The 10,990-nt window shown below is 55.0% G+C and carries 8 protein-coding genes and 7 pseudogenes; 14 read left to right on the top strand and 1 reads right to left on the bottom strand.

From position 1 onward, the window contains the following. The first annotated feature begins 103 nt into the window (after positions 1–103). The 14 genes and pseudogenes from osmY (at position 104) to QZ506_RS01905 (ending at position 10,782) form a co-directional block, all read left to right on the top strand. A pseudogene (gene osmY, locus QZ506_RS01835) lies at positions 104–751 on the top strand (molecular chaperone OsmY). Positions 752–921: 170 nt separating this feature from the next. Next, complete coding sequence (locus tag QZ506_RS01840; protein WP_196906570.1) at positions 922–1,083, top strand: DUF1328 domain-containing protein; 162 nt, start codon at positions 922–924, stop codon at positions 1,081–1,083. Positions 1,084–1,511: 428 nt separating this feature from the next. Then, complete coding sequence (locus QZ506_RS01845; protein WP_291968642.1) at positions 1,512–1,724, top strand: stress-response protein; 213 nt, start codon at positions 1,512–1,514, stop codon at positions 1,722–1,724. Between the two features lie 66 nt (positions 1,725–1,790). Further along, positions 1,791–2,636, top strand: coding sequence for a TatD family hydrolase (locus tag QZ506_RS01850; protein ID WP_291968644.1), 846 nt, complete (start codon positions 1,791–1,793; stop codon positions 2,634–2,636). Positions 2,637–3,103: 467 nt separating this feature from the next. After that, positions 3,104–4,321: pseudogene (locus QZ506_RS01855) on the top strand (ABC transporter substrate-binding protein). A 27-nt stretch (positions 4,322–4,348) separates the two neighbouring features. Continuing rightward, the gene (locus QZ506_RS01860) at positions 4,349–4,483 is read left to right on the top strand and encodes a hypothetical protein (protein WP_291968646.1); all 135 of its coding nucleotides are present in this window, start codon (positions 4,349–4,351) and stop codon (positions 4,481–4,483) included. 58 nt (positions 4,484–4,541) lie between these two features. Then, positions 4,542–4,919: an ABC transporter permease gene (locus QZ506_RS01865; protein WP_291968652.1), complete on the top strand. Its 378-nt coding sequence runs from the start codon at positions 4,542–4,544 to the stop codon at positions 4,917–4,919. 15 nt (positions 4,920–4,934) lie between these two features. Continuing rightward, complete coding sequence (locus QZ506_RS01870) at positions 4,935–5,459, top strand: ABC transporter permease (RefSeq protein WP_367272957.1); 525 nt, start codon at positions 4,935–4,937, stop codon at positions 5,457–5,459. Positions 5,460–5,530: 71 nt separating this feature from the next. Continuing rightward, a pseudogene (locus QZ506_RS21415) lies at positions 5,531–6,436 on the top strand (ABC transporter permease). A gap of 10 nt (positions 6,437–6,446) precedes the next feature. Further along, positions 6,447–6,962, top strand: a pseudogene (locus QZ506_RS01885) (ATP-binding cassette domain-containing protein); the annotation flags it as partial. Positions 6,963–7,112: 150 nt separating this feature from the next. Further along, positions 7,113–7,415: an oligopeptide/dipeptide ABC transporter ATP-binding protein gene (locus QZ506_RS01890; protein ID WP_291968655.1), complete on the top strand. Its 303-nt coding sequence runs from the start codon at positions 7,113–7,115 to the stop codon at positions 7,413–7,415. Next, a pseudogene (locus QZ506_RS01895) lies at positions 7,412–8,265 on the top strand (ATP-binding cassette domain-containing protein). Before QZ506_RS01890 ends, QZ506_RS01895 begins: the two are co-directional and overlap by 4 nt. Before the next feature lie 63 nt (positions 8,266–8,328). Then, positions 8,329–9,759, top strand: a pseudogene (locus QZ506_RS01900) (M20 family metallopeptidase). A gap of 90 nt (positions 9,760–9,849) precedes the next feature. Beyond that, a pseudogene (locus QZ506_RS01905) lies at positions 9,850–10,782 on the top strand (LysR family transcriptional regulator). Between the two features lie 100 nt (positions 10,783–10,882). Here QZ506_RS01905 and QZ506_RS01910 read toward each other — a convergent pair. Further along, the coding region (locus tag QZ506_RS01910) for an IS1 family transposase (protein WP_291968657.1) at positions 10,883–10,990 on the bottom strand (108 nt) is incomplete at its 5' end.

Raw genomic sequence — 10,990 nt, forward strand, 5'->3', positions numbered from 1 at the left:
CGCGCTGCTTGAGGGCCTTGTTATAAGAGGGCCAGTTGGTGATTTTAAAATTTTGTTTTGCCATGGAGACCTGATTTTGAAACAACTGTGGTGATCTGCTCCGATGATTACCCAAAAGTTCTATTTATTCAACAAAGCCAAAAACATCCTTAACGCAAAAACGATGATGGCTGTTGTACTGGGTACTCTGCTGACGGAGGGGAACGCACTGGCAGAAGAGACGCTGGGGTAGAAAGTGCAGCAGGCGGCGACAACGACGGGCGCAAATACTGACAGTTCTCTCCAGAAAGCCTCTGGGTATATGGATGACAGCACTGTCACCGCCAAGGTGAAAAGTGCCCTGATGGATGATAAGGGGATCGAGAGCGGAGATATTTCCGTCTCGACCACCAAAGGCGTGGTTACGCTGACCGGTTTTGTTCCTAGCCAGGCCTTGGCCGCACAGGCTGTCGCGGTGGCGACCAAGACTGAAGGTGTGCAGTCGGTGAGTGATAAACTGCAAATCAGGGATAACGCCACCCAGTCAGTGGGTTCTTATACCGATGATGCGGTCATCACCAGCAGCATCAAGGCCAAACTGTTGGCTGATAAAATTGTGCCGTCGCGCCATGTGAAAGTGGAAACCCAGGAAGGGGTGGTGCAACTGAGCGGTAACGTGAAAAACACTGCTCAGTCAGCGCGTGCAGAGAGTATCGCTAAGGCGGTATCTGGTGTGAAAAGTGTTAAAAATGATCTGACCGTCACCCATTAACGGGCCTGTTGACCTTTAATGCTCACGTATTCGGTGGAGGGTAACCTCCGCCATCCTCAAGCCAATTAGCACTTGGTGTCGTAAGAATCAAACACAGGTGGAAACGCAGCGGTATGCGTAATTAACCTCAGGACGAGTGCCACTCACCCTCATTAAGGTAAGGAGAGCGTATGTTTCGTTGGGGCATTATTTTTCTGGTAATTGCGCTGATTGCAGCGGCGCTGGGATTCGGTGGACTGGCAGGGACCGCAGCGGGTGCGGCCAAAATTGTCTTCATTGTCGGGATCATTCTGTTTCTTGTCAGCCTGTTCGCGGGACGTAAGCGACCCTAGCTATACCCGTCATACTTAAAGTGACTGGTGCGTTGGCTGCGTTTGTTATTCGGCCCATCCTTGTGCCTCACCTCTTACGAGGCCGCAGCCGGCGGCGTTCAAATCCTCTTCCGGCAGATTTGTCACCCGAATCACTTACCTGAGTAAGCTCATCAGGATGAATGAACCTCATCCCTGAGGTTCACCCTACGGGCCAGCGCAGGCGCTGTTCAAATTTGTCCTTCACTTTGCGCTTTCCCGTAACTCGAATTATTTTGGGTGTAGACGCACTCACAAGCGCCATTTATCTGAAATTTTAGTCTGCGCTCGGGGTGTTAACGAAAATCAATCTGAACTATAATGAGATTGTCATCGTCGCCCCGCATACTGTTTGCGATGCTTGCTGAACGTTGGTGTGATTACAATGCGGTTTGTTCGGGAGGTTCGTGATGAATAGCGATATCGTGGTAGGTCGATGGAAGCAGTTGAGAGGGAACTTCTGGGCGCTGTGGGCAGAGTGGTTTGACAGCGGTTTTGCCTGGCTGGAAAGTAACAATGATTATCTTGCAGGCATCTTGCAGGAAGATTACGGCCTGCAAGAGGGCGATGAGCTGTCTGATACTACGGTGCAGGCGGGAAAGGGTTCGGCAACGCTGCACTGATTTAACGCTTACTGATTTTACGCCGCGCTTGTTTAACGTTGCGCGAAGGCCGCGTTATACTAAGGCATGGATCATTTCCTCAGGCCGTTTTCCTTTATAGATACCCATTGTCACTTTGATTTTCCGCCGTTGAGCGAAAATGAAGTGGCAAGTATTGCGCTTGCCGCAGCGGCAGGGGTAACGCATATCTTGGTGCCTGCGGTGGAGTCCCGTTATTTTGCGCGCATCACGGCACTTTCTCGCACTCACTCAGCGATCTTTGCGGCGCTTGGCATGCATCCACTCTATGTTGCTCATCATCAGGACAGCGATCTGGATCTGCTTGAACAGCAGCTACTCCAACGCGATGACAGGCTGATCGCGGTAGGGGAAATCGGGCTGGATTTGTATATGGCAGAGCCTCGTTTCGAACGCCAATGTGAACTTTTGGAAGCGCAACTGGCGCTGGCGAAGCGCTATGACTTGCCGGTGATGCTGCACTCGCGACGCACTCACGATCGTTTGGCGCAGTTATTACGCCGTATCGATGTGCCGCGTAAAGGCGTGGTGCACGGTTTTGCGGGCAGCGAGCAGCAGGCGCTGGCCTTTATCAAATTGGGTTACCGCATTGGCGTCGGTGGCACCATCACTTATCCACGCGCCAATAAAACTCGTCAGGCGATTTCTCGCCTGCCTCTCGATAGCCTGTTGCTGGAAACCGATGCGCCTGATATGCCGCTTAATGGTTTTCAGGGGCAACCCAATCGCCCCGAGCGCGCGAACAATGTGTTTCATACCCTGTGTGAGCTGCGCTCAGAGCCGCCGGAAGTGATCGCAGACGCGTTGTATCGCAACACTTATCGCCTGTTTACCTTGCCCGGCATTGACGCCAACGGTGGGGTGGCAAACGCCGTTTCTCAAAGCGAGAAATAGCAACACCTTATTGCTACTCTCGTTAATAGTGCAAAAAATCGACGCTCTGCACCGTTATCGATCTTCTTCCCTGCACCGCTACATCGCGCGATTGCTCGCAAACACGCTGCGCTCATAGCCAATGGATAGCGATTTATTATTGCTCAATGCGCAACAACGGCAGCAGCGCGGCGGTTTCTCGTTTTGAGAAAGCAACTGTCTTAAATCAGTAACAAGCTGGTAACCCGGTTGGCGTCACTCTTGCAAAAACACCCTGAACCAGGATGAACGATGATCCTTGTATTCCTCCTTTTATTCATGGTGTGGAGAGTAACATGACGCGTTTACTTGCAAGACGGCTACAACAATATGTGTTCACGGCAGTGCTGATGGGAATGGCCGCCCAAAGTTACGCCGGGAAAGCCAATGATACGTTGGTCTATGACTCTGACAGTGAGATAGAAAATGTCAGTCCCTATCACAATACCATGCGAGAAGGGGTGATTTTAGCCCATCTGGTGTGGAGAAACCTGGTTTACCGCGATCCGAAAACCGGTGAATACAAACCGGAACTGGCTACCGATTGGCAGTGGGAATCTCCGACTGCGTTACTGATGCATTTACGCCAAGGGGTCAAATTTCATAATGGCGATTATTTCACGGCGGATGACGTCGTCTATACCTTCGAACATATTGCTGGACCAAATACCGACTCGGTGGTGCCGCAAGACGTCAACTGGATTGCGCGCACCGAAAAGGTGGATGACTACACGGTCCGCCTGCATTTAGCCAAGCCTTTCCCGGCGGCGTTGGAGTATCTGTCCGGCCAGACACCTATCTTTCCGGCGAAGTATTTCCAGAGCGTGAAGCTGGCGGGCTTTAGCCGTGCGCCGATCGGCACCGGTCCGTATAAGGTGGTGCAGGTGATCCCCGGCCAGGGGGTCACCATGGAGAAAAGCACCGATTACTTCAAAGAGAGCACCCTTGGTCAGCCCAAGATCGGCAAGCTGAATTTCGTGGTGATCCGTGATCCGGAAACCCGTCTGGCACAGTTGATGACCGGGCAGGTGGATTGGATTTGGCGCGTGCCTTCCGATCAGACCGAGGCGTTGTCTTCCATGCCAAATCTCGTGGTGAAAAGCGGTGAAACCATGCGCGTCGGCTTTGTGGCGATGAGCATTCACAGCGATTCGCCGGAAGGGAAGCACTTTCAGGATGTGCGCGTGCGCTAGGCGGTGAATTACGCCATCGATCGCCAAAGCATGGTGACCAATCTGGTGAAAGGCGGCAGTAAACCGGTTTACACCGCCTGCTTCCGTGAGCAAGTGGCCTGCGGTGCCAGCAAGGTGATCAATTACCCGTTTGATCCGCAAAAAGCCAAACAGCTGTTGGCGGAAGCGGGTTATCACAATGGGTTTGATACGGATATCTGGGCCTACCGTGAGCGCGATTACGCAGAAGCGATTATCGGCTATCTGCGTCAGGTTGGCATTCGTGCTCGACTGCATTACGTGCAGTTTCCGGTGATGGCGGATGCGTTGATTTCCGGCAAAGCGCAAATGGCGTTCAATACCTGGGGCTCGTTCTCGATTAACGACGCTACCGCACTCACCACGCCGTACTTTGGCGGCAAGGGTAATGACATCTGGAAGGATCCCGAGGTGAACAATACCCTGCTGAAGGCCGATGAAACCATCAATACCTAGGATCGTGCTGCGCTGTATGCCACCGCGTTGGGGCGTATCTCGTCTCAGGCCTATATTGCGCCGTTGTTCTCCTACTCAACCCACTATGCCTTTACCTCCGATCTGAATTTTCAGGATTGGCCGGATGAACTGCCGCGCTTTGCCCTGTCCAGTTGGAAGTAATGCCTGCTACGGGAGAAGCGCTGCTTCTCCCGCGTTGTGACCAAGAAGGAGCTGCATTATTGCGAAGTACGTTTTTCATCAGCTGCTGGTGGCGCTCGCGGTGTTGTTTACCGTGGCGCTGGTGAGTTTCTCTCTGTTGCACCTTTGCGGCGATCTGGCAGCAGCGATTGCCGGGCCTGAAGCCACGGCAGAGATGATTGCGCAGATCCGTGTCCGATACGGGTTGGATCAGCCGCTTGCCACGCAGTTTGGCCATTGGCTCTGGGCTGCGCTGCATCTCGATTTCGGACGTTCTTTCTATTTTGAACACACCGTGATGGAGCTGGTCGGACAGCGTATGCCGGTCACCTTGAAATTGGGGGCGGTTTCTTTGCTGCTGGCGTTGTTGGTGGCGATCCCGCTTGGCGTATTGGCGGCGGTGTTCCGGGATTCCTAGGTCGATCGGAGTGCAGTGATGACGGCGGTGCTCTGGCGGGCAATGCCCAATTTTTGGTTTGCACTGCTGCCGATCCTGATTTTTGCCGTGGGGCTAAAGTGGCTACCGGTCGCTGGCAACGCCACCTGGCAAAACTTTGTCCTGCCTGCCATTGCACTGGGCTACTACGCCATGCCCTCCCTGATGCGGCTTACCAATTCCGGCATGCTGGACGTGCTGAACGCTGACTATATCCGCACCGCACGAGCCAAGGGACTGAGTGGTTTTCACGTCATCGTCAAACACGGTTTGCGCAATGCCATTATTCCCGTAGTCGCGCTGGCGATGGTGGAACTGGGCTTTATGTTGGGCGGCTCGGTGGTGATTGAATCGGTGTTTGCATTGCAAGGCTTAGGACAATTGGCGTGGGATTCCATCTCCCGCAATGACTTCCCGGTGGTGCAGGCCATCGTACTGATTATCGAGGTGTTCTATATCGTTCTCACTTTTCTGGCGGATGTGCTCAATGCGGCGCTCGATCCGCGCTTACGGGCGCGCTAGGAGTGAGCAACATGAAAGCATCTGAAAAGACATCCGCATTGTGGCTAGGATTTTTTTCGCGAGGCGGCGCTGTGACAGTAACGCAAACTGAGGCCGGACAAACGGGATTATTACCGCAACCGGGCCCATGGCAACGCGCTATGCGGCGCATCCTAGACCATCACAGCATGACGCTGGGCGTGGTGATTCTGGGCATTGTGGTGGTGCTGGCGCTGTTGGCACCGTGGATAAGTCCTCACGACCCTTATGCGCAGGATGTCAGCCGACGCCTGATCCCACCGGTCTGGTATTAGAAGGGAAGTTGGGAGCACATCCTGGGCACCGATAAGCTGGGGCGCGACTACTTAAGTCGCCTGCTGTTTGGTGCGCGGGTCTCATTACTGATTGGGCTGGCCGCCGCCGCACTGGCAGGCGTTATTGGCATCACGCTGGGTGTGGTCGCAGGCTACTTCGGCGGGCGTGTGGACGCGGTGGTGAGTCATCTGCTGACGGTACGCCTTTCAATGCCGGTGATTCTGGTAGCGCTGGCGATGGCATCGCTGGTGGGGGGCTCGGTAAAAGTGGTGATTCTGTTGCTCGGGTTACTACTGTGGGATCGCTTTCTGATCGTCTCGCGCTCCGTAACCCGCCAACTGCGAGAAGAGGAGTTTGTCGCTGCGGCAAAAACGCTAGGGGCATCGTCAGCTTTCATCATGGTGCGGGAAATTCTGCACAATTTTCTGGGGCCGCTGACGGTGGTGGCAACGCTTGATATTGCCCACGCCATTTTGTTGGAAGCCACGCTCTCCTTTTTGGGGCTCGGGGTACAACCGCCGATACCCTCCTGGGGATTGATGGTGGCAGAAGGTAAAGCCTATATATTCTTTCAGCCCTGGGTGATTTTGATCCCCGGCATTGTGCTGGCGGTGGTGGTGCTCGGCATCAACCTAGTGGGTGATGGCTTGCGCGATATCACCACTGTAGACGGTCGTAACTGAGGAGGTTGCCATGAGTCAGGATAGCTTGTTGGATGTCAAAGACCTGCGCGTTGATCTTCCCACGGTGCGCGGTATTGATTTCTCAGTGCGTAAAGGCGAGATGCTGTGTCTGGTGGGCGAGTCTGGGTGCGGTAAATCCATGACGTCGCTGGCGCTGATGGGGCTGCTGCCGCGTAAAGCGGTGCGTAGTGCGTCGCACCTGCGCTTTAAAAGGCAAGATCTGCGAACGCTGAACAATAAACAAATGGCAGCGATCCGTGGCGATCAGATCGCCATGATCTTTCAAGAACCGATGACATCGCTGAATCCCTCCTACAGGTTGGGCTAACAGCTATGCGAGACGTTGCACGCGCACCGTAAGGTGACGCCAACCCAGGCAAGAGAGCGCGCGCTCTATTTAATGAAAAGGGTCGGTATCCCGCAGGCAGGGGATCGTCTGCGGCAGTATCCGCATCAGCTGTCGGGAGGGTTACGTCAACGTATCATGATTGCCATGGCGCTGATGTGTGAGCAGGAGCTGATCATCGCGCATGAGCCGAACACGGCGCTGGATGTGACCATTCAGGCGCAGATCCTGCGCATGTTGCGCGAATTGCAGCAGGAACTGGGTACTGCGGTGATTCTCATCACCCACGATCTTGGCGTAGTCGCGTACATCGCCGATCGTGTGGTGGTGATGTATGCCGGCCAGATTGTTGAGACCGCGCCGGTGAAAGAACTGTTTGGACATCCGCAACATCCCTACACCAAAGGGTTGATGTCATGCATCCCGGTGCGGGGAAAAACCGTTCCTGGCCAGTTGCTACAGGCGATCCCCGGCGTCGTGCCGAGTCTTATCGGTGCGCAGCAGGGGTGTGCGTTCCGCAATCGTTGCCCCAGCGCCCAGGCCTGTTGCAGTGAAAATCCGCCTTATGTTGCGGTGACGCCGCAGCAGCGCGTGCGCTGCGTGCAGGCACAAGCCTGGGAGGATGTTGCATGAGCAAAACGGTAACGGCATTTGGCGCGGTACAACCTGCCCCCTACATTCCCTGCAATGACGATCTGGCGCTTGAGCTTTGCGCGTTGAGCCGCGAATTTCGCCTTAATCGCGGCATGTTTACGCGGCCCGGTATCTTTACCGCCGTCAATAACGTCTCTTTACGCGTGCGGCGCGGTGAAACCCTTGGGCTGGTGGGCGAATCTGGCTGCGGTAAAAGTACGCTGGCAAAGATGCTGCTGGGGCTGTTGCCACCGACCTCGGGCAACGTCCTGATTGAAGGACGTGAAATCGATGCGGGCGATCACAAAGCGCTGGCGACCCGCATTCAACCGATTTTTCAGGACCCGTACTCCTCGCTGAACCCACGCCGCACGGTGGCCGATATCGTTGAAGTTGCGCTACGTCTGCATAACATCGGCACCCCGGAAACCCGCAAACAGCGGGTGCAGGAGATGTTGGACCGGGTCGGGATGCCAACCCGAACCCACGGGCAGTATCCCGGCCAGCTTTCCGGCGGTCAGCGCCAACGCGTTGCTATCGCTCGTGCGCTGATCATGCGCCCGGAAATTCTTATCTGCTATGAGCCAACCTCGGCGCTGGATGTGTCGGTTCAGGCGCAAATTCTCAATCTGTTGATGACGCTCAAGCAGGAGCTCGGTCTGACTTATCTGTTTATCAGCCATAACCTGGCGGTGGTGGAGCACCTAGTGGATCACGTCGCCGTGAGCGCAAAGGGGCAATCGTCGAGCAGGGGACGCGCGAGCAGATTTTCTAAACGCCGAGACACCCCTATACCCAGGCACTGCTCGCGTCGTTGTTGACGCCGGAGCAGGGGCTCGGTATTCCCTAGATTTCCTCCCATTACAGTGGATTATGACCCGAAAACAGCAAAAATGAAGAAGGATGCAGGCAGATGAAGCGTGAAGAATTGATGCAAGCGGCGAGCGACTATATGGCGTCTGGTGCGTTTTTGGAAACGCTGGCGCGGCGGGTAAGCTACCCAACGGAAAGCCTTGTCGCAGAGCGAGCGCCCCAGATAATGGCCTACCTGACGGAAGAGATGGTTTCTTCGCTTCAGACATTAGGCTTTGAGTGCCGCATTGTGGATAACCCGGTCGCGGGAAAATGGCCTTTTCTGCTGGCGTGCCGTATTGAACCCGAAGCGCCGTTTACGTTATTGACCTATGGCCATGGCGATGTGGTGCTGGGCGATGAAGATAACTGGCTGGAAGGGGTCGATCCCTGGAAAGTCACTCCGGATGGCGATCACTGGTATGGACGCGGTACGGCGGATAACAAGGGCCAGCACACCATAAATCTGGCTGCCTTGATGCTGGTGCTGAAAGCGAAGCAAGGCAGACTCGGCTATAACCTGAAGCTGATTCTGGAAATGGGGGAGGAAACTGGTTCCCCCGGGCTGGAAGCACTGTGCGCACGCTATAGCGACTGGTTGGCGGCGGATTTGTTTATCGCTTCTGACGGCCAGCGCGTGGTGGCCTAGCGTCCGACTCTGTTTCTGGGTTCGCGCGGGGTGTTTAACGTTGAGCTTCAGGTCAAGCTGCGCGAAAGCGCGCACCACTCAGGTAACTGGGGCGGGCTGTTGGCAAACCCCGGCATTCGTCTGGCCCATGCGTTAAGCAGCATTGTGGATGAGCGTGGACGCATTCTGGTGCCGGGATTACGCCCGGCAGTATTGCCTGAGCAGGTGCGTTATCTGCTAAGCGATATCGCTTTGGGCTCGGTGCCCAACGATCCGGCCATCGATCCTGACTGGAACGAGCCGGGCCTGACGGCGGCAGAGAAGCTCTACAGTTGGAATACCTTTGACGTGCTGGCCTTTACCATAGGCAATCCCGATAAACCGGCCCATGCCATCCCGCCAGTGGCGCGGGCGCACTGCCATATGCGCTACGTGCCCGGCAGCGATGTGGATAATTTTCCGCGTTATTTGCGTGAACATCTGGATGCGTACGGGTTTGAAGATGTCACGATGGTCACCCCCGATCACTGCTTTACCGCAACACTGCTCGATTCCAGCGATCCCTGGGTGACCTGGGGCGAAGCCTCAATTGCCCGGACGACGGGGAAAAAAGCCGCCATCCTGCCCAACTTTGGTGGTGGCCTGCCAACTGCCTGTTTTTCCTAAACCTTAGTGCTGCCGACGTTGTGGGTGCCGCACTCTTACCCGGCTTGTAGCCAGCACGCCCCTAATGAGCATTTGTTGCAATCGGTCGTATAGGAGGCGCTGCAACTGATGGCCGGTATGCTGTGGGATCTGGCAGAGCAGGGGGCGGAGGTGTGTTGCCAGCGAGAGCAGCACGCGGCTACTGCTATCGTTGCTTGATCCTGTCGCCAACAGGATCTTTCGCCTCAACATTCGCGCGTACCGATTTTCCGGTGCGCGCGTTGTCGTTTTTCAGCGCAAGGGGGAGCCATGCACAATACCGAAATCCGTTACTTTATGGCCGTGGTGAGTACCGGTTCGCTGAGTGCCGCCAGCCAGCAACTTTTCGTCGCAGTTTCCGCGATTAGCCGCCATATCCAACGGTTGGAAAAACGTCTGGGCATGCCGCTGTTTGAGCGCAGTACGCGCGGGATGGTGCTCAATGATGCCGGGCAAATTCTAGCAAACCATGTCAGACGCAGCATGGCGGATATGAAGCTGGCGATCGCTGAACTGGAAGGCCTCAAATCTCGGCAGCAAACCCCGATTCGCGTGGTGTGCACCGATGGCCTAGCGTTGAATCTGGTACCGCTGCTGCTGGCGCGTTTTCGCCAGTTGCACCCTGAAGTCAATTTTCACCTGATTGTCGGCAGCGCCCAGCAGGTGCCGGAGTGGGTGCGGCACGGTGAAGGGGATGTGGCGATTAAGTTTAGCCTGGCAGCGGAGCCGGGGGTTTATGTCATCGCCTCGTTTCCCGCACCGGTTAGCGCATTTATGCATCGAGAGCACCCGCTGGCGAGGTGAGATTTCGCATTGTCCGATCTGAATGCCTATCCGTTGGTGTTGCCGGATCAAACTGCCACCATCCGGCAACTGTTCGATCTGTGCCGCCGAATGAACAGCGTGTTTATCGAACCGGTGTTTACCAGCAACCAATTTTCTGCGGTATTTGGCTATGTGCGCAACGATCGTGACGCGATCGGTATCTGTAGCCATTTTTCGGTGATGGGGCACATGCTCAACGACGAGCTTCAGATCCGTTGCGTTAACGTCTAACCCTTAGGGCAACGCATGCTGCAAATTCAGACCGAGATCGGGCGCCCTCGCACCGTGCTGCTGGCGAGCTTTTGTCAGTTTCTCAAGCAAACGCTGACGGAAATGGACAGCCAATTGCGGCAGCGCTATGGGATGCCAGAGCACTAAAAATTCGTGTTAATTTTATTTCTTTATTGTTATTGTCTTCGGTTTTTTGATTCATGATTTTTTAATTTATGGGTCGTGTATTCAATGAGTTGATGTAGCATCAAACGTAGTACTCGCGTTCGATGTAAGTACCGATGATCCTATCGTGCATTTCGGATGATTTTGAATATCCGAGCGTCTTGCGATTGAGCCGTTGCAATCGGTTACG

It is taken from the genome of Candidatus Symbiopectobacterium sp. (assembly GCF_020054415.1).
Classification (GTDB): domain Bacteria; phylum Pseudomonadota; class Gammaproteobacteria; order Enterobacterales; family Enterobacteriaceae; genus Symbiopectobacterium.

Bases quoted from the DNA above. Each gene is read 5' to 3' on its own strand.
- QZ506_RS01840 (WP_196906570.1), top strand. From the start codon at position 922: ATGTTTCGTTGGGGCATTATTTTTCTGGTAATTGCGCTGATTGCAGCG.
- QZ506_RS01845 (WP_291968642.1), top strand. From the start codon at position 1,512: ATGAATAGCGATATCGTGGTAGGTCGATGGAAGCAGTTGAGAGGGAAC.
- QZ506_RS01850 (WP_291968644.1), top strand. From the start codon at position 1,791: ATGGATCATTTCCTCAGGCCGTTTTCCTTTATAGATACCCATTGTCAC.
- QZ506_RS01890 (WP_291968655.1), top strand. From the start codon at position 7,113: ATGTATGCCGGCCAGATTGTTGAGACCGCGCCGGTGAAAGAACTGTTT.